The sequence below is a fragment of the Streptomyces sp. NPDC001219 genome (genome assembly GCF_053597915.1).
This window is the reverse complement of record NZ_JBSFJF010000035.1, coordinates 21238-44871: the sequence shown is the minus strand read 5'-3', so window position 1 is coordinate 44871 and position 23634 is coordinate 21238. Positions and strand designations below refer to the sequence as shown.

General features: G+C 71.9%; 22 protein-coding genes. 8 read left to right on the top strand and 14 right to left on the bottom strand.

The genetic code is table 11. From position 1 onward, the window contains the following. Positions 1 to 30: 30 nt before the first annotated feature. Positions 31 to 693, bottom strand: coding sequence for an endonuclease NucS (gene nucS / locus ACWC9R_RS22220; protein WP_362611589.1), 663 nt, complete (start codon positions 691 to 693; stop codon positions 31 to 33). Between the two features lie 249 nt (positions 694 to 942). Between nucS and ACWC9R_RS22215 the strand changes: the two genes are divergently transcribed. Continuing rightward, positions 943 to 1335 carry an SCO5389 family protein gene (locus ACWC9R_RS22215; RefSeq protein WP_030065560.1) on the top strand — a complete coding sequence of 131 codons (393 nt, stop codon included), beginning with the start codon at positions 943 to 945 and terminating at the stop codon, positions 1333 to 1335. 163 nt (positions 1336 to 1498) lie between these two features. Here the strand turns inward: ACWC9R_RS22215 and ACWC9R_RS22210 are convergent, their stop codons facing one another. Continuing rightward, the gene (locus ACWC9R_RS22210) at positions 1499 to 2542 is read right to left on the bottom strand and encodes an LLM class flavin-dependent oxidoreductase (protein ID WP_450733898.1); all 1044 of its coding nucleotides are present in this window, start codon (positions 2540 to 2542) and stop codon (positions 1499 to 1501) included. Between the two features lie 186 nt (positions 2543 to 2728). Between ACWC9R_RS22210 and ACWC9R_RS22205 the strand changes: the two genes are divergently transcribed. Then, positions 2729 to 3046 carry an ATP/GTP-binding protein gene (locus ACWC9R_RS22205; RefSeq protein ID WP_362611593.1) on the top strand — a complete coding sequence of 106 codons (318 nt, stop codon included), beginning with the start codon at positions 2729 to 2731 and terminating at the stop codon, positions 3044 to 3046. 14 nt (positions 3047 to 3060) lie between these two features. On the opposite strand, the gene ACWC9R_RS22200 is transcribed toward ACWC9R_RS22205, so the two are convergent. From ACWC9R_RS22200 to mce, 7 genes are all read right to left on the bottom strand, one after another. Continuing rightward, positions 3061 to 3984 carry an ABC transporter permease gene (locus ACWC9R_RS22200; protein WP_450733939.1) on the bottom strand — a complete coding sequence of 308 codons (924 nt, stop codon included), beginning with the start codon at positions 3982 to 3984 and terminating at the stop codon, positions 3061 to 3063. A gap of 488 nt (positions 3985 to 4472) precedes the next feature. After that, complete coding sequence (locus ACWC9R_RS22195) at positions 4473 to 5720, bottom strand: ABC transporter ATP-binding protein (protein WP_450733896.1); 1248 nt, start codon at positions 5718 to 5720, stop codon at positions 4473 to 4475. Between the two features lie 247 nt (positions 5721 to 5967). After that, complete coding sequence (locus ACWC9R_RS22190; protein WP_450733894.1) at positions 5968 to 6741, bottom strand: ABC transporter permease subunit; 774 nt, start codon at positions 6739 to 6741, stop codon at positions 5968 to 5970. Between the two features lie 3 nt (positions 6742 to 6744). Further along, positions 6745 to 7770 (bottom strand): ABC transporter ATP-binding protein, encoded by a 1026-nt coding sequence (locus ACWC9R_RS22185; RefSeq protein WP_450733892.1) that lies wholly within the window; start codon positions 7768 to 7770, stop codon positions 6745 to 6747. A 267-nt stretch (positions 7771 to 8037) separates the two neighbouring features. Further along, on the bottom strand, positions 8038 to 8976 hold the full coding sequence (locus ACWC9R_RS22180) for a cellulose-binding protein (RefSeq protein WP_450733891.1): 939 nt from the start codon (positions 8974 to 8976) through the stop codon (positions 8038 to 8040). A gap of 113 nt (positions 8977 to 9089) precedes the next feature. Continuing rightward, positions 9090 to 13352, bottom strand: a complete 4263-nt coding sequence (gene scy, locus ACWC9R_RS22175; RefSeq protein ID WP_450733890.1) for a polarized growth protein Scy — start codon at positions 13350 to 13352, stop codon at positions 9090 to 9092. A 206-nt stretch (positions 13353 to 13558) separates the two neighbouring features. Continuing rightward, positions 13559 to 13999 (bottom strand): methylmalonyl-CoA epimerase, encoded by a 441-nt coding sequence (gene mce / locus ACWC9R_RS22170; protein ID WP_450733888.1) that lies wholly within the window; start codon positions 13997 to 13999, stop codon positions 13559 to 13561. Between the two features lie 173 nt (positions 14000 to 14172). Between mce and ACWC9R_RS22165 the strand changes: the two genes are divergently transcribed. Continuing rightward, a complete protein-coding gene (locus ACWC9R_RS22165; protein ID WP_362611060.1) occupies positions 14173 to 15348 on the top strand; it encodes an acetyl-CoA C-acetyltransferase in 1176 nt (391 codons plus the stop codon). Positions 15349 to 15420: 72 nt separating this feature from the next. Then, the gene (gene meaB / locus ACWC9R_RS22160) at positions 15421 to 16380 is read left to right on the top strand and encodes a methylmalonyl Co-A mutase-associated GTPase MeaB (RefSeq protein ID WP_450733886.1); all 960 of its coding nucleotides are present in this window, start codon (positions 15421 to 15423) and stop codon (positions 16378 to 16380) included. A gap of 689 nt (positions 16381 to 17069) precedes the next feature. On the opposite strand, the gene ACWC9R_RS22155 is transcribed toward meaB, so the two are convergent. Beyond that, positions 17070 to 17765: a PepSY domain-containing protein gene (locus ACWC9R_RS22155; protein ID WP_450733884.1), complete on the bottom strand. Its 696-nt coding sequence runs from the start codon at positions 17763 to 17765 to the stop codon at positions 17070 to 17072. 110 nt (positions 17766 to 17875) lie between these two features. Here ACWC9R_RS22155 and ACWC9R_RS22150 point away from each other — a divergent pair, with 110 nt between their 5' ends. Then, the gene (locus ACWC9R_RS22150; protein WP_450733937.1) at positions 17876 to 18592 is read left to right on the top strand and encodes a response regulator transcription factor; all 717 of its coding nucleotides are present in this window, start codon (positions 17876 to 17878) and stop codon (positions 18590 to 18592) included. A gap of 4 nt (positions 18593 to 18596) precedes the next feature. After that, complete coding sequence (locus ACWC9R_RS22145; protein WP_450733936.1) at positions 18597 to 20003, top strand: sensor histidine kinase; 1407 nt, start codon at positions 18597 to 18599, stop codon at positions 20001 to 20003. Positions 20004 to 20061: 58 nt separating this feature from the next. Here the strand turns inward: ACWC9R_RS22145 and ACWC9R_RS22140 are convergent, their stop codons facing one another. The 4 genes from ACWC9R_RS22140 to ACWC9R_RS22125 form a co-directional block, all read right to left on the bottom strand. After that, complete coding sequence (locus tag ACWC9R_RS22140; RefSeq protein WP_450733883.1) at positions 20062 to 20538, bottom strand: MarR family winged helix-turn-helix transcriptional regulator; 477 nt, start codon at positions 20536 to 20538, stop codon at positions 20062 to 20064. Between the two features lie 119 nt (positions 20539 to 20657). Next, on the bottom strand, positions 20658 to 21431 hold the full coding sequence (locus ACWC9R_RS22135) for an AIM24 family protein (RefSeq protein WP_450733881.1): 774 nt from the start codon (positions 21429 to 21431) through the stop codon (positions 20658 to 20660). Next, positions 21428 to 22078, bottom strand: coding sequence for an AIM24 family protein (locus tag ACWC9R_RS22130; protein WP_362611030.1), 651 nt, complete (start codon positions 22076 to 22078; stop codon positions 21428 to 21430). The genes ACWC9R_RS22135 and ACWC9R_RS22130 overlap by 4 nt, the downstream gene beginning before the upstream one ends. After that, on the bottom strand, positions 22078 to 22716 hold the full coding sequence (locus tag ACWC9R_RS22125) for an AIM24 family protein (protein WP_393363583.1): 639 nt from the start codon (positions 22714 to 22716) through the stop codon (positions 22078 to 22080). The genes ACWC9R_RS22130 and ACWC9R_RS22125 overlap by 1 nt, the downstream gene beginning before the upstream one ends. Positions 22717 to 22969: 253 nt before the next feature. Between ACWC9R_RS22125 and ACWC9R_RS22120 the strand changes: the two genes are divergently transcribed. Together ACWC9R_RS22120 and ACWC9R_RS22115 are read left to right on the top strand one after the other, a co-directional pair. Then, the gene (locus ACWC9R_RS22120) at positions 22970 to 23320 is read left to right on the top strand and encodes a DUF3817 domain-containing protein (RefSeq protein WP_450733880.1); all 351 of its coding nucleotides are present in this window, start codon (positions 22970 to 22972) and stop codon (positions 23318 to 23320) included. Then, positions 23317 to 23628: an MTH1187 family thiamine-binding protein gene (locus ACWC9R_RS22115; protein ID WP_450733878.1), complete on the top strand. Its 312-nt coding sequence runs from the start codon at positions 23317 to 23319 to the stop codon at positions 23626 to 23628. Before ACWC9R_RS22120 ends, ACWC9R_RS22115 begins: the two co-directional genes overlap by 4 nt. The last annotated feature ends 6 nt before the right edge of the window (positions 23629 to 23634 follow it).

Below are 23634 nucleotides of genomic sequence, written 5' to 3'. Positions count from 1 at the left end.
CTGTGTGCCGCCCCTGGAGGGCGGGCGGGGTCAGAAGAGGCGGAGCTTGTCGTCCTCGATGCCGCGCAGGGCGTCGTAGTCCAGCACGACGCAGCCGATGCCGCGGTCGGTGGCCAGTACCCGCGCCTGCGGCTTGATCTCCTGAGCCGCGAAGATGCCCTTCACCGGGGCCAAGTGCGGGTCGCGGTTGAGGAGTTCGAGATAGCGGGTGAGCTGCTCGACCCCGTCGATCTCGCCACGCCGCTTGATCTCCACGGCGACGGTCTGGTTATCCGCGTCCCGGCACAAGATATCCACCGGGCCAATGGCAGTGGGGTATTCACGCCGAATCAGGGAGTATCCCTCGCCAAGGGTTTCGATCCGGTCCGCGAGCAGCTCCTGGAGGTGGGCCTCCACACCGTCCTTGATGAGGCCCGGGTCGACACCCAGCTCGTGCGAGGAGTCGTGCATGACCTCCTCGAGGGTGATGATGAGCTTCTCGCCGCCCTTGTTCTCCACCGTCCACACCGCACCGTCGCCCTCCTTGAGAGTGCAGGGCGGCGACATCCAGTTGAGGGGTTTGTAGGCCCGGTCGTCCGCGTGAATGGAGACGGAGCCGTCCGCCTTCACCAGGATGAGGCGAGGGGCGGAGGGAAGGTGGGCGGTGAGCCGGCCCGCGTAGTCCACGGAGCAGCGGGCGATGACGAGACGCATGGGGCGTCACGCTACTCGACCAGGGGCCCGCTGCGCGATTCGCCCCGGATCACGGTGCCTTTACGGGGGAAACCCCCGCACCCCCGGCGCACGCCAATGGCCGGTTGTATGTGCAATCTCCTGGTGCGGGCCTCTTGCGCGGCATACCGTTGAAGCGGGGGGTTGTGAGGCGAACACGCTCCGTCGCAAAGCCCCTTGTCCCGTCCCTAGGCCCCGTCCGTCCCGGCGGGGCCGCGAGAGGAGAACCTCATGTCGCTCGACGTCTCACCGGCCCTCCTCGAACAGGCCGAGCGAGGCGAGGTCGACGAAGCCGCATTTGTCGACTGCGTCCGGAACTCCCTGCCCTTCGCATGGGAGATGATCAGCTCTCTGGTGGCACAGCTGAAGGTGGACGGCGGACAGTTCGCCGACAATCAGACGCCTCCGCCGGACGAGCAGGCGCGCGGCCAGCTGCTGCGCGCGCTGGCGAGTGACGCCATCCGTGGTTCCCTGGAGCGCCACTTCGGTGTGCGGCTCGCTTTCCAGAACTGCCACCGGGTCGCGGTCTTCCCGCTCGACCCGGCGGTGGACGACCGCCTGGCCAAATTCACCTCGATCCGGGGCCAGCTGCTGAACCAGTCGCCCGAACTCCGCGACTGCTGAACGGCGTTGCTGCCGCTGCGCAAAGGTGGTCAGACGCACCGTGCCGGTGCGCCAGCGGCAGCACCACTCACCGTCCCCCGGTTCCTTCCCCGTACGGCGCCACCACACGACCGGCACGGCCGTCCGCACCCGGCCGCCGCCGCACCGCCGTCCGCCGTACCCGTCACCCCAGCTGGGGCAGGACCTCCGTGCCCAGGCGGCGTACGTTCTCCTCCGTCGCCGCGACATCGCCGGAGCCCTCGACGAGCAGCGCGAAGCGTGTGATGCCCGTACGCTCCGAGGTCGCCGCCAGCCGGTCGGCGCACAGCTGGGGCGTGCCGACGGGATGCAGTCCGCACAACAGCTCCGTATAGGCCAGCGGATCACGCATCGCGCGATAGCGGCCGTCGACCGTCACATGCGCGCCCAGCCCCTGCCGCAGCCAGCCGGGCATCGCCTTCGTGAGGGTCTCCGTCGCGGCCTCGTGGACGTCGGCGATCTGCGCCACGCCCGCCGAGACATGGCCGGCAGCGGCCACCTCGTCGCCGTCCCGGCCGGCCTCCAGGGCGGCCGACCGCCACAGCGCGACCATCTCCGCCTTCTCCTCGTCGCCGCAGTGCATGCCCAGCAGCATCGGAAGCCCGCGCTCCGCGGCCGTCCGCACCGACGCGGGGGAGGTGCAGGCCACCACCACCGGCGGGCCCGGAGGGCCGGACGCGTCCGGATCGGTCAGTGCCTCGGCAGGCCGGGGCACCACCGCCACCTCCCGGAACGCGTAGCGCTCGCCCTGCGCGCCGACCCGGGGCTCCCGCAGCCAGCGCATCAGCAGATCGAGTGACTCCGGGAAACCGTGGTCGAACGCGGCGAGCCCGGCGCCGAAGACCTCCAGATCGACCCAGGGCCCGCCCCGGCCGACACCGAGGGTGAACCGGCCGTCGGAGGTGAGGTGCAGCAGCGCCGCCTGCTCACCCAGCGCCACCGGATGCTGGGTCGGCAGCACGCTCACCGCCGTCCCGACGCCGATCCGGCGGGTCCGCCCCAGCAGCAGCGCGGCCAGCGTCACCGCGTTCGGGCAGACGCCGTACGGTACGAAGTGGTGTTCCGCGAGCCAGACATCGTCGAGTCCGGCCTCCTCCGCGACCTCCGCGGAGCGCACCGCGCGGTGCAGTGCTTCCCCCTGTCCCTGACCGGGGAATTGAGCGGCCAGGATGAAAGCCCCAACGCGCATCGCTCTCTGCCTCCTCGCAGCCGACGCGACTCCCCCTTACAGGCAACAACGTGTGACACGTGCCAAGGGCACGGCCTGACGACAAATTTCCCGATGATCGCAGAATCCTGCCGAGGGGCGTTCGCCCGTGACCGCGCCGCGTACGCTGGTGACAGCCCGTGATCCCGTCACTCTCCGAGGTGCACTGTGTCCCCGCGTCGAAACCGCCAGTACGGCGGCGCGAAGCCCGTCGACCGCATGGGCGGTGACCGCTACGGCCTGGAACGTACCGAGGAGTGGCGCGGCGAGGAGTGGGTCGTCCGGCTGGTCGGGGGCGGCGGCGCGGCCAAGCACTACCGCTGCCCCGGCTGCGACCAGGAGATCCCGCCCGGGGTGCCGCATGTCGTCGCCTGGCCGCAGCACGGCGACGTCGACGACCGCCGGCACTGGCACAAGGCCTGCTGGAACGCACGGGACCGCCGGAGCGCGCGGCTCCAGCGGTCCCGGAATGCTCCCCGCTACTGAGGGCGGGCGCGGCGTCAGACGTCGCGCTGCATGAGGGCGGCGTAGGCGCCGCCCAGCGTCACCGCGGTCACCCCGGCGAGAATCCACACGGGGGTCCAGCCGGTCGGGCCGGTGCTCAGGAACGGGATGTCGTACAGCGTCGCGAGCGCGCTGGGCACCGAGTACTCGATCAGCGCCTGCTGGACGTCCTTGAGGCTCTCGCCCTGCAGGAACAGCGCCAGCAGCATCGGCAGCAGCACCACGCCCATCATCGTGCTGATGGCGCCCGCCGAGTGCCGCAGCAGCGTGCCGACGGACAGCGCCAGCAGACCGAGCAGCGCGACGTACAGACCGGCGCCGAGGGTGGCGCGCACCCACTGGTCACCGGTCGGCGCGGGGCCGTTGAGCATCGCGCTGTTGAGCAGGGCGACCACGGTGGTCGCGACCGTGGTGATCACCAGGGCGAGGGTGAAGAAGACGATCGCCTTGGCGGTCAGCATCCGCACCCGGCTGGGGCAGGCGGTCAGCGTCGTACGGACCATGCCGGTGCCGTACTCGGACGAGATCGACAGCACACCCAGGGTGATCACGCACAGGCTGCCGAGCAGGACGCCGACGAAGCCGAGGCCGAGCACCGGGTCCAGCTCGCGCTCCGATCCCGCCGCGAGGGCGGCCAGCAGGCCGATGCCGACGATCAGCAGCAGCATCACGCCCAGCGTCCAGATCGTGGAGCGCAGCGAGCGGATCTTCGTCCACTCGGAGAGGAGTGCGTGGCCGAGGTGGGTGCGGCGCACCGGGATCGCCGAGACATAGCCGCCCGCCCCGGCGAAGCCCTGCTGGGGGTGCGGCTGGGCCGGGGGCTGCTGGGGCTGATGGTGCGGCTGGTGCTGCTGGGCCGGTGCCGGTGCCGGTGCCGGTGCCGGAGCCTGGGCCTGGGCCGGAGCCTGGGCCTGGAGCATCATCGTGCCCGCTTCCCTGCCGGGGCCGTGCGCCGCGAGCGGCTGCGGCTCGGGGTACTGCTGGGCCTGGAGCATCATCGTCCCGGCCTCCCTGGCCGGGGCGGGCCGCGCGGGGGCCTGACCCTGGACCGGGGGCTGGGCCGGCTGGCCCTGCGGGGCCTGGCCCTGGCCGGGCGCCGGGCCCGAACCCTGGGCCTGAAGCATCATCGTGCCGGCTTCCTGGCCGGGCGCCGGCTGCCCGGGCGCGGTCTGCGCCTGGAGCATCATCGTGCCGGCCTCCTTGGCGGGCGCGGGCTGCTCCGGTGCCGGCTGGACGGGCTGCTGCTGGGCGGGCGGCGTCTGCGGCGGCGTGCCCTGCGGCTGCTGCGGTGCCCCCTGCGGCGCGGCGGGCGGCATCGGCGGCGCGGCCGGCGCCGCCTGCTCCTGCGCGCCGGTGTCGTGGGGGCCGGGCTCAGGCTGCGGCTGGGGCTGCGGCTGCTGAGGGCTGGTCATCGGGCGTCCTCGTGGTGCGGCGTGGGCTGGGCGGCGGGGGCGGCGGGAGCCGTGGGCGGCATCGGCGCGGCGGGCTGTTGCCCGTACGGGTGAGGCGCACCGTACGGCTCGGGTCCCCCGTACGGGTGGCCTTGCGCGGGCGGCGGGTAGCCCGGTGCCTGCTGGGCGTACGGATTCGGCTGCCCCTGACCGGGAACCCCGGCCGGCACCTGACCGGGAACACCCGGCTGACCGCCCGGGTACCCCGGGCCGCCCGCGAAGCCCTGCGGTGCGCCGCCCTGCGGTGCGTACCCGGTGGCGGCCTCCTGGAGACCGGCCCGCGCGTCCGCCGTCGAGCGGTAGTCCACGGCGCCCTGCGTCAGCTGCATATACGCCTCTTCCAGGGACGCCTGGTGCGGCGACAGCTCCCACAGCCGGACGTCGGCCTGGTGCGCGAGCTCACTGATGCGGGGGAGCGGCAGCCCGGTCACCCGCAGCGCGCCGTCCGGCTCGGGCACGGTCTGCCCGCCCGCCTCACCGAGCGCCGCGGTCAGCTTCTCGCGCTGCTCCGGCTCGGTGTCCGGGGTGCGGACCCGGGCGAAATCGGCGGAGTTGGCCGAGATGAAGTCCTTCACGGACATGTCCGCCAGCAGCTGTCCGCGGCCGATCACGATCAAGTGCTCGGCGGTCAGCGCCATCTCGCTCATCAGATGCGAGGAGACGAAGACCGTACGGCCCTCGCTCGCCAGCTGTTTCATCAGGTTGCGCACCCACAGGATGCCTTCGGGGTCGAGTCCGTTGACCGGCTCGTCGAAGAGCAGCACCTGCGGGTCGCCGAGCAGCGCCGCGGCGATTCCGAGCCGCTGGCCCATACCGAGCGAGAAGCCGTTGCTGCGCCGCCCCGCGACCTCCTGCAGACCGACCACGCCGAGCACCTCGTCGACCCGGCGGGCCGGGATGCCGGACACCTGGGCGAGCGACAGCAGATGCTGGCGCGCGCTGCGCCCGCCGTGCACGGCCTTGGCATCGAGCAGCGCGCCGACCTGGCGGGGTGCGTTGGGGAGGCTGCGGAACGGGCGGCCGGCGATGGTGGCGTGCCCCGAGGTCGGTGCGTCCAGACCCAGGATCATGCGCATCGTCGTGGACTTACCGGAGCCGTTCGGCCCCAGGAAGCCGGTCACCGTACCCGGCCGCACCTGGAACGACAGGTTGTACACGGCCGTCTTGGCGCCGTAGCGCTTCGTCAGGCCGACTGCCTCGATCATTCTCCGCCCCTCGCAAGATGGTCGGGGCAGAGGCGCCCTCGTACCCCCGTGAGAGTTAGGAGGCTATCCGCATATTGACGGTTCCCGTCAATCGCCCCGGACGACAGCCACCCCAACCACCCCAACCACCTCAACTTTCCCACCCACGGGAGGTGACGGGCCTCAAAGCCCCGCGCAGCGGACCCCGGCCCGCCGCAGGCGCAACGGCGCCGCACCGAACCACCTACGCCGAAGGCAGAGCGCAGCGCTACGCGTCGCGCTTCTTCAGCAACACGAACCCGCACACCAGCGCCACCACCGTCCAGGCGATCATGATGCCGAGGCCGCCCCACGGTCCGTACGGCACCTCGTCGTTGGCCCGTGGGATCACCTGCATGATCTTCGAGCCCGCCTGGTCCGGCAGATAGCGGCCGACCTTCCGGGTCGCCTCGACGTTGCCGAGGATGTTCGAGATCAGGAAGAAGAACGGCATCAGGATGCCCAGCGAGAGCATCGGGCTGCGCAGCATCGTGGCCACCGCCATCGAGAACAGCGCGATCAGCGTCATGTAGAGCCCGCCGCCGATCACCGCGCGCAGCACGCCCGGGTCGCCGAGGTGCGCCCGGAGGTCACCGAGCACCGACTGCCCCGCGAAGAACGTCACGAAGCTGGTGGCGAGTCCGACGACGAAGACCAGCGCGGTGGCCACCAGCAGCTTGCAGAACAGAAAGGTGCCGCGCTGGGGTACGGCGGCCAGCGAGGCGCGGATCATGCCGGTGCTGTACTCGTTCGAGACCACCAGCACCCCGAAGACGATCATCGCCAGCTGGCCGAGACCCATCCCGGCGAAGCTGATGTTGGTGGCGTCGAAGGCCAGCCGGTCGCGGGCCGGCATCGAGCTGAAGTCGCTGTTGGCCAGGGTGCAGATCAGCACGCCCAGCCCGATGGTGACGACCACGGCGATGCCCAGCGTCCACACCGTGGACCGCACCGACCTGATCTTGGTCCACTCCGACCGAATGACCTGCCCGAGCGCCGCCATCCGTCAGCTCCTCTTCTTCTGCCAGTCCGCGCCCCAGCCGGTCGGCTGCGGCGTGTCCGGCCGTGCCCCGGCCGGCTGCGGTTCTCCCGCGGGCCGGGCTCCGGGCCGGTCCGGCGACGGCTCGCCGTCGTGCGCGTGGTACTCCACCGACTCGGCCGTCAGCTGCATGAACGCCTCCTCCAGGGAGGCCTGCTGGGGGCTCAGCTCGTGCAGCACCAGCTGGTGCCGGGCCGCCAGCTCGCCCAGCCGGTCGGCGGACACCCCGTCGATCTCCAGTGACCCGTTGGCGACGGCCACCGCGTCCATGCCCTCGTCGTGCAGCAGATCCAGCAGCTTCTCCTGCTGCGGGGAGCGCATCCGGACGTACGACCGGGAGTTCTGGTGGATGAAGTCCTTCATCGAGGTGTCGGCCATCAGCCGGCCCTGCCCGATCACGATCAGATGGTCCGCGGTCAGCGCCATCTCGCTCATCAGATGCGAGGAGACGAAAACCGTACGGCCCTGGGCGGCGAGGTTCTTCATCAGGTTGCGAATCCAGTGGATGCCTTCGGGGTCGAGCCCGTTGACCGGCTCGTCGAAGAGCATCACCTGCGGGTCGCCGAGCAGCGCAGCGGCGATACCGAGCCGCTGGCCCATACCGAGCGAGAAGCCCTTCGCGCGCTTCTTGGCGACCGAGCTCAGCCCGACGGTGTCCAGCACCTCGGCGACCCGGCTGCGGGGGATGCCGTTGCTCTGTGCCAGACACAGCAGATGGTTGGCGGCGCTCCGGCCGCCGTGCACCGCCTTCGCCTCCAGCAGCGCCCCGATGTAGGTGAGCGGGTCCTGCAGCTGCCGGTAGTGCTTGCCGTCGATCCGGACCGACCCCGACGTGGGGTTGTCCAGGTCGAGCATCATCCGCATGGTGGTCGACTTGCCCGCGCCGTTCGGTCCGAGGAAGCCGGTGATGATCCCGGGCCGCACCGTGAACGTGAGGTGGTCCACGGCGACCTTGTCGCCGTAATGCTTCGTCAGCCCCTCGAGCTCGATCATGCTGAGCACGCTAGGCGGGCCCCAGGGCCCCTGCCACCGGGGCGGGGCCGCCCGGTGGACCTCCCCCAGCTAACGCTGGGAGGTGCCCCCACCCCAGCCCACGCTGGGAGGTACCCCCACCCCAGCTACCCCAGGTACGCACCGCGCCCCCGCACCACCACGGAGGCGGTACGGGGGCGCGCGACAGCCGGACGGAGGCGAACCTGCCTGGGGTACCTCCCAGCGACAGCTGGGGTGGGGGTACCTCCCAGCGATGGCTGGGGGAGATCAGCGGCTCTGCTGGGCGGGGACACCGCGGGAGACGGTCTCCTCCTCGCCGGGGGCACCGGCCGCGGCCACCGCCGCACCGGTCAGCGTCGCGAGCATCTCGCGGACGTTGGTCAGCTGCGCGTTGATCGAGTCGCGGCGGTTGGTCAGCGCCGCCAGCTCGCGCTCGGACTCGCTGCGGATACGGTCCGCCTTGGCGTTGGCGTCCGCCACGATGTCCTCGGCCTGACGCTGCGCGGTCTCCACCGTCTGGCGGGCCCGGCGCTCCGCGTCCGTACGCAGCTTCTCGGCCTCCAGGCGGAGCTGCTCGGCGCGGTGCTCGATCTCCGCGAGCCGCTTCTCGGCCTTGGCCTGACGCGAGGCCAGATCACGCTCGGACTGCTCACGGCGCTTGGCGAGGTTGGTCTCGAAGTCCGCGGCGGCCTGCGCGGCCTTGGCCCGGGTCTCCTCGAAGAGGGAGTCCGCCTCCTCGCGCTTCGACTGCGCGTCCTTCTGTGCCTCGGCGCGCAGCGACGCGGCCTCGCCCTTGGCCTTCTCGACGATCCGGGCGCCCTCGTCCTCGGCCTTCGCCTTGCGCTCGGCGGCGAACGACTCGGCGTCGTTACGAACCTGCTGGGCGGACGACTCGGCCAGCTCACGGTGCTGCTCGGCGGCCCGCCGGGCCTCCTCGCGCAGATCCTTCGCCTCCTCCTCGGCGAGACGGAGGATCTTCTCCACACGCGCACCGAGGCCCGCGTAGGACGGTTCGGCGTCATTGACCTGCGCCTGGGCGTTCTGCGTTTCGAGGTGCAGCTCCTCGATCCGCTTTTCCAGCGACGTGATGCGGGCCAGCGCGCTGTCGCGGTCGGCGACAAGCTTCGTAATGCGGTCGTCCACCTGACCGCGGTCGTACCCACGCCGCACGAGCTCGAAGCCGAAGGGGGAGGAAGTGTCGCTCATGGGGTTCCTGTCGAAGAGACCGGTGAGGTGATAAGGAGAATCCTAGGGGCCACAACGGCGTGTCATCGAGTCATTGCCGGTTTGATCTGGAGAATGACCCCTCATTTGAGTGGCTACCCTTCAGACTGCTTGCCACTCGAACGAGTTGCACCCGCTCCCGCGGCCGCCTTCACGCCGCCCCCCTTGCCGTCCCCGCCCCCGCCGGGCGACTCGAACGATTCCAGGGCTTCCAGAACGTCCTGAACGCGGGAGATTTCGGCGTTGATGTCCTCCCGGCGGCGCACCAGCACCTCCAGTTCCCGCTTCCCCTCGTCCACGATCCGCTCGGCCTCCGCCTCGGCCTCGGTACGCATCCGCTCCGCGTCGCGCACCGCCGCGGCCTTCTTGTTCTCGGCCTCCTTGATCAGGCCCTCGGCCTTCTTCACCGCCGAGATCCGGACCTTGCTCGCCTCGCTGTTCGCGTCCGCCACCATGCGGTCGGCCTTCTCCTCGGCCTCCACCTGCTGCTCGGTGGCCTGCGCGATGAGCTTGTCGACCCGCTCGCCGGCACTCTTCATCGTCTCCGCCGACTCCCGGCGGGCCCGCTCGTGCAGCTCCTCGACCTCGGACTCGATCCGCTGCCGCAGCTCCTCGGCGCGGTCCCGGATGCCGGTGGCGTCCCGGCGGGCCTCCTCCAGCAGCGTGTTGGCGTCCGTACGGGCCTTCTCCACCCGCGCGTTGCCGTCGGTGGTCGCCTCCGAGACCAGCCGGTCGGCCTCCTTGCGGGCCACCCCGACCATCGTGTCGGCCTGCTCCTCGGCCGCGGTGGCCGCCTTGAGCGCCTCCTCCTGGGCCTTGGCGACGAGCTGGTCCGCCTGCTCGGCCGCGTCCGCGCGGCGCTGGGCGGCGTCCTTGCGCGCCTCGTCGAGCAGCCGGTCCGCCTCCTGCTGGGCCTCGGTCCGGGTCTGCTCGGCCGCCGCCTCGGCGTCCTCCTTGAGCTTCGCGGACTCGTTACGGGTGCGGTTGGCGTGCTCCTGCGCGGCGGTGACCGTCTCGGCGGCTTCCGCCCGCAGCCGGTCCGCCTCCGCGGTGGCCGTCGCCAGCATCCGGTCCGCCTGCTCCCGGGCGTCGGCCCGGGTACGGTCCGCATCCCGCTCGGCGTCCGCGGTCGTCTCCGCCGCCTCCGTGCGCAGCCGCTCGGCCTCGGTCCCGGCCTCCGCCATCAGCTCGTCGGCCTGCTCCGCGGCGTCCGAACGCGTCTTGTTGGCCGCCTTGCGCGCCTCGTCGCCGGTGCGGTCGGCGTCCTTGCGGGCGTTCTCCAGCACCTCGGCGGCCTCGGCCCGCAGCCGCTCCGCCGCCTCGGTCGCCTCCGCGGTCAGCCGCTGCGCCTGCTGCTCGCCCTCGGCCCGCAGCCGGTCGGCGGCCTGCTGGGCCTCCTGGACCGTACGGTCGGCGTCGTCCTGCGCCGAAGACGTCAGCTCGGTGGCCTCGGTGACAATCCGTTCGGCCTCCGTGCGCGCCTCGGTGACCAGCCGGTCCGCCTGCTCCGCGGCGTCCGAGCGCATCCGGTTCGCGTCGTCCCGCGCCTCCGCGCGGGCCCGCGCCGCGTCCTGCTCGCCGGCCGCCAGCGCGTCCGACGCCTCGGTACGCAGCTGCTGCGCCTTGGCCGTGGCGTCCGCCACCAGCTTCTCGGCCTGTGCGGTCGCCTCCGACACCAGCTGGTCGGCCTGCTCCGCGGCCTCGGACCGCGCCGTGTTGGCGTCCCGGCGGGCCTCGTCCACGAGCCCGGCCGCCTCGGCGCGCAGTCCGTCGGCCTCCTCGATGGCCTCGGAAACCGCCCGCTCCGCGAGGGACTTCGCGGCCTCCGTCGCCTCCTGCGCCTCCGCACGGGCCCGCGCCGCGTCCTCCGAGGCGCGCTCCCGCTCCTCGTAGGCGTCCTTGCGGATACGGTCCGCCTCGTCCTGCGCCTCGGTCCTGGTGCGCTCCGCGGCGTGCTCGGCCGCCGAACGCAGCCCGGCGATCTCCTCACCGGCCTGCTCGTGCAGCCCCGCGACCGAGTCCCGCACCTGCTGCGCGGTCTGCTCGGCCGCCGCCACCAGCTCGCCCGAACGCCGGTCCGCCTCCTCGACCAGCCGCTGGGCCTCCTCCTGCGCCTCGCTCACCCGCGTACGGGCGGAGGCCAGCAGCTCCTCGCTCTGCTCGCGCGCCGCGGTGCGCTCCTGGTGGGACTCCTCGCGGGCCTCGCCCAGCAGCTGCTCGGCCTCCCGGCGCCGCCGCGAGGCCTCCTCCTGGGCCGCGGCCAGCGCCTGCGCCGCCTCGGCGCCCGTGCGCTCGGCGGCCGTCGCCGCCTCGGCCCGCACCCGGTCCGCGGTCTCCTGCGCCTCCGACTTGAGCCGCTCCGCCTCGGCCGACGCCTCCGCCTGCAGCCGTCCGGCCACCGTCTCGGCCTCGGCGCGCGCCGCCGCGGCGTCCGAGGCCGCCTCGCCGCGCAGCCGCTCGGCCTCCTCCTCGGCCTGCTGCTGCAGCGTCCGGCGCCGCTCCGCCGACTCGGCCTTGAGCCGGGCCGCGTCCTCCTGCGTCTCCCGGCGCAGCCGCTCCGCCTCCGCGCGGGCGTCGCGCAGCGTCCGCTCGCCGGCGGTGACCTTCTCCTCGGCCTCGGTGCGCAGCCGGTCCAGCTCGTCCTGCGCCTCGGCGCGGCGCTCCTCGGCGGCCTGCTCGGCCTCCGCACGCAGCCGTGCGGCGGACTCCTCCGCCTCGGTGGTGACCATCTCGGCGGCCTGGGCGCCCTCGGTGAGCAGCTCCTCGGACTCCGAACGGGCCCGCTCCAGGGCCTCCTCGGCCTGCCGGCGCAGGGCCGAGGCCCGCTCGATGGCCTCCGTCCGTACCCGCTCGCTCTCCGTGACGGCGCCCGAACGGGTCTCCTCGGCGTCCGACTTGGCCTTCGCCAGCAGCTCCTCGGCGGTCCCGGCCGCCTCCTCGATCTGCTGGACCGCCTCCCGGCGGGCCTCGCTGCGGATGCGCTCGCCCTCGGAGACCGCGTCCGCGCGCAGCTGCTCCGCCTCACCGCGCAGCCGCCGTGCCTCCTCCTGGAGTTCGACGGTCTTGGCGCGGTACTCCTTGGTGTCGTCCTTCGCCGCGCCCTTGAGCTGGGCCACGGTGTCGTGGGCCTCTTCGCGCAGCCGGTCCGCCTCGGACTCGGCCTCCTTGCGCAGCCGTTCGGCCTCCTCCGCGGCGGCCTTGGTGGTGGCCTTGGCGTCCTCCGACGCCTTGTTCAGCACCTCCTCGGCACTGCGCGCGGCCTTCGCCAGCTGCGCCGCGGAGTCCTCCGCCGCCTTGGAACGGGCGGTCTCCTGCGCCTCGGCGACCAGCCGCTCGGCCTCCGTGCGGGCGTCCGACCGCAGTTGCTCGGCCTCCGCCTTGAGCGCCTCGGCCTCCTTGGTGGCCTCGCCGACCAGCCGGGCGATCTCCGCCTTGGCCGTACGGGTGCGCTGCTCGTTGTCCGACTCGGCCGCCGTCAGCCGCTTGGTGGCGCTCTGCTGCGCCTCGTCGACCAGCTTCTCGGCCTCGGCGCGCGCCTCGCGCAGCGCCGTGTCCGCCTCCTGGACGCGGGCCTCGGCGGTGCGGGTCAGCTCCGCGGCCTGCCGGCGGGCCTCCTCCGACTCGGTGCCGACGCTGGTCCGCAGCTGCTCGGCCTGGTCGGTGGCCTCCTGGGCCTGGCTGGAGGCGGCGTTCAGCAGCCGTTCGGCGTCCGTACGTGCCCGGCGCAGGATGCTTTCCGCTTCGGTACGGGCCTCCGCGGCCTCGGTGCCGAGCCGCTCCCTGGCCTGTTCGGCCAGCCGCTGGGCCTCGGTCCGCGCGGTGGCCAGCGCCTGCTCGGCCTCCCTGCGGGACTCCTCCATGAGCCGGCGGGCCTGCGACTCCGTACGGGCGCGCAGCTGTTCGGCCCAGGCGACGTTCTCGTTGACATGCGACTCAACGGTCTGCCGGCGCTCGTTCAGCTCCTCGTCGAGCCGCTGCCGGCGGTTGACCGCCTCGGCGTGCAGCTCGGCCTCCAGCCGGGACTGCCGCTCGGCCTGCTCCTGCAGCAGCCGCTGGGTCTGTGCCCGTGCCTCGCGCAGCTCCCGCTCGGCGTCGGTACGCAGCTGGTCCGCCTGGATCTGCGCGTTGCGCAGCAGCTGTTCGGCCTGATGGCTGACGTTGTCGTAGGCAGGACGGGTCGCGAGGTTGCGGCGCGCCTCGTGCAGCTTGGCGCGCAGCACCTCGACCTGGTAGCCGAGGTCGTCGGCGTGCTGAACGGCCTTGTCCCGCTCGGTCTTCAGCCGCTCCATCTCGGCCTCGAACTGCGAGAGATGGTCGGCCTCAGCCCACTTGCGCTCCTGGCGCTCGTTGCCCCGCACTGCGCGGTCCCATCCGTCCCCTGGTCATGGTGGCGGCCGTCTCCGATACTGCGGCGCTCGTCCCGTACACGTCACGTCGTACGGACTCGCGCCTTTCGGAGCTGACCCTTCCGAAGAAATGGTGTCAGATCATCGGCAGGGTATGGACCGAGCCCCACTCCCTACCCCGGCCGAAGCTGCACTCTACCGGCCGGGGAAGGTGAAGGTCAGTGGTCCGTCGAGGTGGCGGGCGCCGCGGTGACGAGTTCGGTGAGCACTCCGTGACAATCCTTGGGGTGCAGGAAGGTGATCCGGGAGCCCATCGAGCCGGTCCTGGGCTCGTCGTAGAGGACCCGGACGCCCTTGCCCCGGATGGCCTCGGAGTCGCCGTCCACGTCCGCCGTACCGAAGGCGATGTGGTGCACCCCCTCGCCGTTCTTGGCCAGCCACTTGCCCACCGCGGAGTCCTCGCGGGTGGGCTCCAGGAGCTGCAAATACGAGGCACCGCCGTCCGATGTCTCATTGATCTTGAGCATGGCCTCCCGGACCCCCTGCTCCTCGTTGACCTCGGTGTGGAACACCTCGAAGCCATACGTGGCACGGTAGAACTCGACAGTCCTGTCGAGGTCGAAACAGGCGATCCCGATGTGGTCGATTCGCGTCAGCATGGGTCCAGTGCACCGCCCGCACGGCTGGTTACGCAACGTGCGCGCGATCACACCCGCTTGCCGGTGACCCGGCGCGTACCGCTCAGTACATTGACGGGAACCCTCGTTAACTTCCCCGCAACGGAAGGCCGCACCGCATGTCTGCAACGAACGGCACGAACGGCAGCACCTCAGTGATCGTGGCGGGTGCGCGCACCCCCATGGGCCGGCTCCTGGGATCGCTGCGGACCTTCTCCGGCGCCGACCTGGGCGGCGTCGCCATCAAGGCGGCACTGGACCGGGCGGGCATCGGCGGCGACCAGGTGCAGTACGTGATCATGGGCCAGGTGCTCCAGGCCGGGGCGGGGCAGATCCCGGCACGTCAGGCCGCCGTCAAGGCCGGCATCCCCATGAACGTCCCCGCGCTCACCGTCAACAAGGTCTGCCTCTCCGGCCTCGACGCCATCGCGCTGGCCGACCAGCTCATCCGCGCGGGTGAGTTCGACGTCATCGTCGCCGGTGGCCAGGAGTCCATGAGCAACGCCCCGCACCTGCTCCCGAAGTCCCGTGAGGGCTTCAAGTACGGCGCGGTCGAGATGCTCGACTCGATGGCGCACGACGGCCTCACCGACGCCCACGAAGGCATCGCCATGGGTGAGTCGACCGAGAAGCACAACACCCGTCTGGGTATCGCCCGACCGGAGCAGGACGAGGTCGCCGCGCAGTCCCACCAGCGGGCCGCCGCCGCCCAGAAGAACGGGCTCTTCGAGGCCGAGATCACCCCCGTGGAGATCCCGCAGCGCAAGGGCGAGCCGGTCCTCTTCAGCAAGGACGAGGGCATCCGCGGCGAGACCACCACGGAGTCGCTCGGCAAGCTCCGCCCGGCCTTCGCCAAGGACGGCACGATCACCGCCGGCAGCGCCTCGCAGATCTCCGACGGCGCCGCCGCGGTCGTCGTCATGAGCAAGGCCAAGGCCCAGGAACTCGGCCTGGAGTGGATCGCGGAGATCGGCGCGCACGGCAATGTCGCGGGCCCGGACAACTCGCTCCAGTCCCAGCCCTCCAACGCCATCAACCACGCCCTGAAGAAGGACGGCCTCGCCGTCGCCGATCTTGACCTGATCGAGATCAACGAGGCCTTCGCGGCCGTCGCGGTGCAGTCGATGAAGGACCTCGGAGTGTCCCCGGAAAAGGTGAACGTCAATGGCGGCGCCATTGCCCTGGGTCACCCGATCGGGATGTCCGGCGCCCGGATCGTGCTGCATCTCGCGCTGGAGCTGCGCCGGCGGGGCGGTGGCGTGGGTGCCGCCGCGCTGTGCGGCGGCGGCGGTCAGGGCGACGCGCTGATCATCCGCGTACCGGGTAAGTAACCGAGGGCCCGTACGCCGGTGCGTACGGGCGGGCCGAGTCGCGTACGAGCGAGCAGAAGGAGCCGAGCGGCGATGGTGGACGTCCCCCAGCTGGTGGAACAGGCACGGCAGGGCCGGCCGAGGGCCGTGGCACGGCTGATCTCCCTCGTGGAGGGGGCGTCACCGGAGCTGCGCGAGGTGATGGCGGCCCTGGCGCCGCTCACCGGCAACGCCTATGTGGTCGGGCTGACCGGCTCCCCCGGGGTGGGCAAGTCCACCACCACCTCCGCGCTGGTGACGGCCTATCGCAAGACGGGCAAACGGGTCGGCGTGCTCGCCGTCGACCCGTCCTCCCCGTTCTCCGGCGGCGCGCTGCTCGGCGACCGGGTCCGGATGAGCGAACACGCCTCCGATCCCGGCGTCTACATCCGCTCGATGGCCACCCGCGGCCATCTGGGCGGCCTGGCGTGGGCCGCGCCCCAGGCGATCCGCGTCCTGGACGCGGCGGGCTGCGACGTGGTGCTCGTCGAGACGGTCGGCGTCGGCCAGTCCGAGGTGGAGATCGCCTCCCAGGCCGACACGAGCGTGGTGCTGCTGGCGCCCGGCATGGGCGACGGCATCCAGGCGGCCAAGGCCGGAATCCTGGAGATCGGCGACGTCTACGTCGTCAACAAGGCCGACCGGGACGGCGCCGACGCCACCGCCCGCGAGCTCAACCACATGCTGGGGCTCGGCGAATCCCGGTCCCCCGGGGACTGGCGGCCGCCGATCGTCAAGACCGTCGCGGCGCGGGGCGAAGGGGTCGACGAGGTCGTCGAGGCGCTGGAGAAGCACCGCGCCTGGATGGAGGAGCGGGGGGTGCTCGCGCAGCGGCGGCGGTCCCGGGCGGCGCACGAGGTCGAGACGATCGCCGTCACGGCGCTGCGTGAGCGGATCGGCGATCTGCGGGGTGATCGCCGACTGGATGCGTTGGCGGAGCGCATCGTCTCGGGGGAGACCGATCCGTATCGGGCGGCCGACGAGTTGGTTGAGGGGCTGACGAACGGGGGCTGAGGGGGCGTTCGGCTGCGGCTGTTGATCGGCTGCGGGGTGCGGTTGTGGCTGGGCGCGCAGTTCCCCGCGCCCCTTTGGGGCGCGATCTGGTCGCCGTGTCGGGGTTGTGTGCGGGCCCGGCGGGGGCTGGGGTTTTGCGGGGCTTGTGGTTGCCGCGGGGGCCGGAGGGGACGCACCGGGACCCTCCCCCAGCCTTCGGCCGGGAGGTGCCCCCATCGGCGCGGGCGACGCGGGTCCATGGGATTGAGTGCCCCGGTGTTCGCTCCGGTCCTGCGGGCGGGCCCCGGTACATCCCCTCCGACCATCCCCCGTTGCCGACCGCCGGACAGTGACACCGCGCGTCACGACCACGACTCAGCCGCGCCCAAGCTGCGGGTGGGCCGAACCAGCTGCCTGCCAAGGGGATGCCGTACGCGTGCCGTAGACCGGAATCGGTACGGCGGGTCAGCCGCGTACGAACGGCGGTCGGAGGGGATGTCCGGTGAGCCGCCCGCAGGACCCGGAGCGAACAACGGGGCTCCCAACCTCCGGGACCAGGGCCGCCCGCGCCGAGGACGGGTTACCGGGCGTCCCCTCCGACCCACCACCCACCACCCGTAGGCGAACCGGCCCCAGCCCACGGCAAACCCGCACAGCCGGAGGCCCCGCCCACAGAAGACGTGAGCGGGGCCTGGCGGGGCGATCGGGGGTCAGTCGTCGTCGTTGCCGTCGTCGTCCGTGTCCTGGGCCGGAGCGGTGTTCAGGCTGCCGGACTGGGCGTCCACCAGGAGCTTGTGCTCCTTGCCGTCGTTCGTGACGGTCTCGACCTCCCAGGCCTTGGACCGGTGGTCGTCGTCCAGTTCGAGGGAGGTCACGGTGCCGTGGGAGGCGGCGGTGCGGGCGGCGGTCGCGGCGTCCGTGCGGGCGTCGCGGGCGGCGGCGCGCTCGTCGGCGTCGTCATCGTCGTCGTCCTGGTCGACGTGCTGGTTCAGCACGCGCGCGGTACCGGCGTCGAGGGTGACCTCGTGCCACTTGCCGTCCTTGCCGAGGACATCCGCTTCCCAGACCAGGCCGGGACGGTCGGTGTCCAGGTCGAGGCCGGTCACGGTGCCGGGGACGGCCTTCAGGGCGGCGGCCGCGGCGTCCGGTGCGCTGACCTTGGCGGCGCGGGCCTCGCGGGTGTCCTCCTGGCCGTCGTCGTCCTGCATGCGGACGCTGGAGCGGCCGTCCTGGACCTGGGCGGTGCCCGAGGATGCCGCCGCGTCGTGGGCGGCAGGCTGCGCCGAGACCGGGGCGCCGGAGCGGGCGCTGCCGGAGCCGTCGCCGCTGACCGCCATGGCGGTGACCGTTCCGCCGGCGACGAGGGCGGCCGCGGCGGCGGTGGCGATGATCAGTTGGCGCTTCATGTTTCTCTCCCCTTGCGATCGGTTGTGGCACCACACTGGCGAACCGAAGCTGAAGGGGACCTGAAGGCACCTGAAGGGGGCTTCAGGGAGGGAATGGCATGGTGGAGCGCATGCACCCGCCCGTCACGCACCACCGTCCGCCCGGCCCCGCCGGGCACCGTCCGTACCGGCTTCTGCTCGTGGAGGACGAGAAACGGCTGGCCCTCTCCCTGGCCAAGGGACTGATGGCCGAGGGGTACGCGGTCGATGTGGTGCACGACGGTCTGGTGGGGCTCCGCCAGGCGAGTGAGGAGAGCTACGACCTGCTCGTGCTCGACATCATGCTGCCGGGGATGAACGGCTACCGCGTGTGCGGGGCGCTGCGGGCGGCCGGTCACGAGGTGCCGATCCTGATGCTGACCGCCAAGGACGGTGAGTACGACGAGGCCGAGGGGCTGGACACCGGCGCCGACGACTATCTGACCAAGCCGTTCTCGTACGTGGTGCTGGTGGCGCGGGTGAAGGCGCTGCTGCGGCGGCGGGGCCGGACCGCGCCGCCGGTGCTGCGGGTGGGGCCGCTGGCCATCGACCAGGGCGCGCGGCGGGTCGAGCGGGACGGCGCCGAGGTGACGCTGACGACGAAGGAGTTCGCCGTGCTGGAGCAACTGGCGCTGCGGGCGGGCGAGGTGGTCTCCAAGGCGGAGATCCTGGAGCACGTCTGGGACTTCGCCTATGAGGGCGATGTCAACATCATCGAGGTGTACGTGAGCGCACTGCGGCGCAAGCTCGGCGCCGGCCACATCGTGACGGTGCGCGGCGCGGGATACCGGCTGGTGTCCGGTGGGTAGCGTGCTGGGCTCGGTACGGGCCAGGGCGGCGGCCGGAGCGACCGTGGTGGTGGCCCTGGCGCTGATCGCGGCGGGTACGGCGGTGCTGCTGGTGCTGAGCAACAAGCTGCAGGGCCGGGCCGGGCTGCAGGCGGAGGTCGCGGCGCGCGAGGTGGCCGCGCAGATCGCCACGGGGAAGCCGTACGGCAAGCTGGATCTGCCGGACGGCGACGAGCACCCGGTGGTGGTCGCCGCCGACGACGGGCGGGTGCTGGCGGTCGGCGAGGACGTGCAGTCCGTCGACGGGAAGCGGGTGACGGGCGCACCGGGCGGTGCGGGGAGCGTCCCGCCGCAGGCCGGTGACGACGACGAGGACGACGAGGACGACCGCGGGCTCCGGGCGGGGGAGGTCGACGAGGACGTCACCTACCGGGACGGGACCGCGAAGGTCGACGGGTCGGTGGCCGACTACCGGTTCGCGCTGGTCGAGGCCAAGGACACCCGCGGTGAGTCGGCGACGGTGCGCGCGGGGTCGGCGCTGGCGCCGGAGGAGGACGCCGTCGCGTCCGTGCGGAACGCCATGCTGATCGGGCTGCCGCTGCTGCTCGGGGTGGTGGCGGGGGTGACCTGGCTGGTGACCCGGCGGGCGCTGCGGCCGGTGGAGGGGATTCGCGGGGAGATGGCCGCGATCACCGCGAGTACGGATCTGAGCCGGCGGGTGCCGGTGCCGTCGTCGAAGGACGAGATCGGCCGGCTGGCCCGGACGACCAACGAGACGCTGGCGGCGCTGGAGTCGTCGGTGGAGCGGCAGCGGCGGTTCGTCGCGGACGCCTCGCACGAGCTGCGCAGCCCGATCGCGAGCCTGCGGACGCAGCTGGAAGTGGGGGTGGCGCACCCGGAGTTGCTGGATGTGCCGGGTGCCGTGGAGGACACCGTGCGGCTTCAGCGGCTGGCCGCGGACCTGCTGCTGCTGGCCCGGCTGGACGCGGGGGAGCGGCCGTCCGAGGCCCGGGTCGATCTGGCGGCGATGGTGCGCGAGGAGAGCTCGCAGCGGGTCACGGACCGGATTCCGGTGCGGCTCGGCGAGCTGGCGAGCGGGGAAGTGGCGGGGTCCCGCGGGCAGTTGGGGAGGGTGCTGACGAACCTGCTGGACAACGCGCAGCGGCATGCTGAGGCGTCCGTACGGGTGGCCGTGGCGTGCGAGGGGGAGTGGGTGGTGCTGCGGGTCGAGGACGACGGGCCCGGGGTGCCGGAGAGCGAGCGGGAGCGGATCTTCGAGCGGTTCGTCCGGCTCGATGACGCACGGACCCGGGACGACGGCGGGGCCGGGCTGGGGCTGGCCATCGCGCGGGATGTCGCGGTGCGGCACGGCGGTTCGCTGGCCGTGCGCGAGGGCTCGGTCTTCGAGCTGCGGCTGCCGGTGGCCGGCTGAGTCCTTCGTGGGCCGGACGGCGGGGCCTCGGCCCGGGTCAGGGGCCGAGGCCGGGCGGTCAGAGGCCGCCGCGCTCCTTGCGGAGGTGTTCGGCCACCGGGGTGAGCGAGGTGCGCAGCGCCTGGAGGTCCTCGGCGGTGAACAGGTCGATGAAGTGCTTGCGGACCGAGGTGACATGGTGCGGGGCGACCCGGCGCATGGTGTCCCAGCCCTCGTCCGTGAGGACGGCGTAGAGGCCGCGGCGGTCCGACTCGCAGCTCTCGCGGCGCACCAGGCCGGCGTTCTCCATCCGGGTGATCTGGTGGGAGAGACGGCTCTTGGACTGCAGGGTGCTGGCGGCCAGGTCGCTCATCCGGAGGCGCCGGTCCTCGGCCTCGGAGAGGTTGACCAGGATCTCGTAGTCGTTGTTCGTCAGGCCGAACGGCTGCAGATCGCGCTCGAGTTGGTGCATCAGCAGCCTGCTGACGTCGAGGTGGGTGCGCCAGGCACACTGCTCCTGGTCGGTCAGCCAGGGGGTGTCGCTGTCGGTCGTCATGGAGTGAATTCTACCCGTAAAAGTTGAAAAGCGAATTAATCAGGCCGGGGGGTGGTGCCTCGTCCGGCGGGGGCCGGGTGTTGGTCAGACGTTCGAGGTCACCGTCCGCAGAGTACCGCTCACAGCCCGAAGCGGCGTTGGAGGCTCCCGAGGTTGCCGGGCAACTGGGGCAGTTGTGAGCCACTTTGCTGGACGTGTCCGCCCCCGCCCGGAACGCCCGCTTCGGTGGGCACCGCGCCGGTGTCCAGCTCCGGCATCAGCAGCTCCGTCGACTGCAGCAGCACCGTGCCGGCCCCGACGAACTCGAATTGGTGCTCCTCTCCGGACGCCCCGCCGAGGCCGGTGTGCGCGCGCAGGCCGCCGAGGAATCCCCGCAGGTACTGGTGGTCGTAGTGATGGCACGGGGAGGGGCAGTCCGCCCAGCCGACGAGCGCCTGCGGGTCCACCCGGATCGGCGGCTCCATGAAGACCACCGGGCCGTTGGAGGCGGCCACGAACTTGCCCGTCCCGATGAGGGTGAGGAAACCCGGGATGATCGACTGCTTCAGCGACAGAGATGGCTGAAATGCGAGCAAGTTGCCCGAGCGAATCGTCAGGTTGCCGTCCTCCAGATCGAAGGAGTTGACATCGAAGGCACGGTCCGCGAGCAGCATCTTTCCGCGGCCCTCGGCGACGACCCAGTCCGCGGCGTGCAGTGGCGAATGGAAACTTCCGGCGACCAGGCGGTCCAGGCGGCCGTGTCCGATGCCGTGGAAGTCGATCTGCCCGTAGTAGGCGATCATCTTCCCCTTCTGCAGGAACCACTGGCCGTCCAGCTCGACGCTGAAGGCATAGGGGTTGACGTTGTCGTCGGCGGGCAGCGAGGAGACGTCGTGGATGACGGGACCGGTCACAGCTTCTCCTCCGACGCCTGGACGTAGACGGTGCCCTGGCCCGACAGCTCCAGCTGGAAGGCCTCGCCCGAGCCGCGGCCGACCATGTCACGCCAGCCGAGCGCCGTGGACAGTTTGTTGCGGACGTCGCCGCGGTGGGCGACATAGGCCTGCGGGTCGACATGGACCGGGCGCTGGGGCGTGATCGGCAGCTCGATCACCCCGCCGTGCGCCATCACCGCGGCCGAGCCGACGCCCTTGAGGGTCGTGGTGAACAGGCCCTGGCCGGTGACCTGGCCGCGCACCATGCCCATCACGCCGCCCTGGGAGCCCATGAACATCGTGCCCTGCTCCAGGCCGCCGTCGAAGGCCAGCAGCCGGTCGGCCTCGACATAGAGCGTCTCGCCGGTCAGGTCGACGACATGGACGTGATGGCCGCCGTGCCCGAACATGACCGTTCCGGTGCCTTCCACCGTCATCAGGGGGGCGGCCTCGCCGGCGATCCGGCGGCCGATCATCGAGCCGATACCGCCCTGGCCGCCCTGGATGTTGGGGGTGAAGGAGACCTCGCCGCGGTAGGCGAGCATCGCGCCCCGCTGGCTGAACATCCGCTGCCCCGGACCGATCCTGGACTCCACCACGCGCGGGTTGAGCGCCGTGAACGGCATCAGACCTCACCTCCCACGGTGTTGCGCTCGCTGGGCTGGACGTAGACCAGGCCCTCGCCCTCGAAGCGGATCTGGAAGGCCTCGCCGGAGCCCTCCCCGATGAGGGTGCGGAAGTTCACCCCGGACTGGAAGTGCTGCTTGAGGTCGCCGGTATGGGCGACGTAGGCGCCCGGGTCGACCTGGAGGGGGTACTGCTTGGTGACCCGCAGCACCACCGCGGGGCCGTCGGACGTGATCGCCGCCTGGCCGCTGCCCTCGACGGTGGTGGTGAACAGGCCGTTGCCCTGGGAGGCGCCGCGCAGGCCGGTGAAGGTCGTGCCCGTACGGAGCGCGGCGTCCGTGCACAGCAGGTTGCTGGCCTCCACGAACAGCTTCTCGCCCTGCAGCTGCACGAGGTTGATCTCGCTCGCGCGGTCGGCGAAGAAGCAGGTGCCGTGGCCCTTCACCTCCATCACGGCCATCTGTTCGCCCGTGATCCGCCGGGTGACCATGCCGCGCAGGCCCTCGCCGCCGCCGGACATCTTCTTGAACGACATCTGGCCGTCGTACGCGACCATCGCACCGTTTTTCGCCTTGACGGCGTCGCCCGTCATGTCGACGGCGAGCACCTTGCTCCCCTGGAGCCGAAACTGAGCCACGGACCAGACCGTAGCCGTCCGGGGCCGTGCGGGGCAGGTCCTTTGTCCCTGACTTCGCCCTGATTTCTTCCCCCGCGGCCGGGTCGCCGCGGGGCCGCCGCAAGGTTCCCGCCCCCCGGCGCGGTGATCAGGGAGGCGGCTGTAACAATGGGGCGAAGCTTGTGAACTCTTGCACAAGCCGTGCGCCCGCCCTCCACCCCAAGAAGACGGCGCTGCGCGCCGACTGCCCATCTGCCACCCGAACGAGGTTCCCGTGGACATCAAGACCGCTGCCGCCCTGCACCGACTGCGCCTGGCATCCATCCCGGAGGCGCTCTCCTTCCCGGCGCTGCTGATCTTCGGTACCGGCTTCCGCCTGGCCTTCGACTACGACTCCCTGGTGATGCCGCTCGGCATGATCCACGGCCTGCTCTTCATCACCTACGTGGTGCTGCTGCTGGACGTGTGGAACCGCACCAAGTGGCCGTTCAAGCGCGTCGCCCTGTTCTTCGTGCTGGCGATCGTGCCGTTCGGCGGCCTCTACGGGGACCGCATCCTCAAGCGCGAGGAGGAGGCCGGCGTGATCGCCGCCCGCGCCCGCAAGGAAGGCGTCGTGAACGTATGATCGTCGCCTTCTCGGTGAGCCCGCTGGGCGTCGGCGAGGACGTCGGTGAGTACGTCGCCGACGCGGTCCGGGTCGTCCGTGAGTCCGGACTGCCGAACCGTACGGACGCCATGTTCACCTCCATTGAAGGTGAGTGGGACGAGGTCATGGACGTCGTCAAGCGCGCGGTCGCGGCCGTCGAGGCCCGCTGCGGGCGGGTCTCGCTGGTGCTCAAGGCGGACATCCGGCCCGGGGTCACCGACGGGCTGACCTCGAAGGTCGAGACCGTGGAGCGGCATCTCGCCGCGGACGGCACCCGCCGGGCCTGAGCGGTC

Bases quoted from the DNA above. Each gene is read 5' to 3' on its own strand.
- ACWC9R_RS22195 (WP_450733896.1), bottom strand. From the start codon at position 5,720: ATGATCGAGGCAGTCGGCCTGACGAAGCGCTACGGCGCCAAGACGGCC.
- ACWC9R_RS22150 (WP_450733937.1), top strand. From the start codon at position 17,876: ATGCACCCGCCCGTCACGCACCACCGTCCGCCCGGCCCCGCCGGGCAC.
- ACWC9R_RS22180 (WP_450733891.1), bottom strand. From the start codon at position 8,976: ATGAGCGACACTTCCTCCCCCTTCGGCTTCGAGCTCGTGCGGCGTGGG.
- meaB (WP_450733886.1), top strand. From the start codon at position 15,421: ATGGTGGACGTCCCCCAGCTGGTGGAACAGGCACGGCAGGGCCGGCCG.
- ACWC9R_RS22115 (WP_450733878.1), top strand. From the start codon at position 23,317: ATGATCGTCGCCTTCTCGGTGAGCCCGCTGGGCGTCGGCGAGGACGTC.
- ACWC9R_RS22130 (WP_362611030.1), bottom strand. From the start codon at position 22,078: ATGCCGTTCACGGCGCTCAACCCGCGCGTGGTGGAGTCCAGGATCGGT.
- ACWC9R_RS22190 (WP_450733894.1), bottom strand. From the start codon at position 6,741: ATGGCGGCGCTCGGGCAGGTCATTCGGTCGGAGTGGACCAAGATCAGG.
- ACWC9R_RS22185 (WP_450733892.1), bottom strand. From the start codon at position 7,770: ATGATCGAGCTCGAGGGGCTGACGAAGCATTACGGCGACAAGGTCGCC.
- ACWC9R_RS22215 (WP_030065560.1), top strand. From the start codon at position 943: ATGTCGCTCGACGTCTCACCGGCCCTCCTCGAACAGGCCGAGCGAGGC.
- mce (WP_450733888.1), bottom strand. From the start codon at position 13,999: ATGCTGACGCGAATCGACCACATCGGGATCGCCTGTTTCGACCTCGAC.
- ACWC9R_RS22210 (WP_450733898.1), bottom strand. From the start codon at position 2,542: ATGCGCGTTGGGGCTTTCATCCTGGCCGCTCAATTCCCCGGTCAGGGA.
- ACWC9R_RS22140 (WP_450733883.1), bottom strand. From the start codon at position 20,538: ATGACGACCGACAGCGACACCCCCTGGCTGACCGACCAGGAGCAGTGT.
- ACWC9R_RS22155 (WP_450733884.1), bottom strand. From the start codon at position 17,765: ATGAAGCGCCAACTGATCATCGCCACCGCCGCCGCGGCCGCCCTCGTC.
- ACWC9R_RS22200 (WP_450733939.1), bottom strand. From the start codon at position 3,984: ATGCTCCAGGCCCAGGCTCCGGCCCAGGCCCAGGCTCCGGCACCGGCA.
- nucS (WP_362611589.1), bottom strand. From the start codon at position 693: ATGCGTCTCGTCATCGCCCGCTGCTCCGTGGACTACGCGGGCCGGCTC.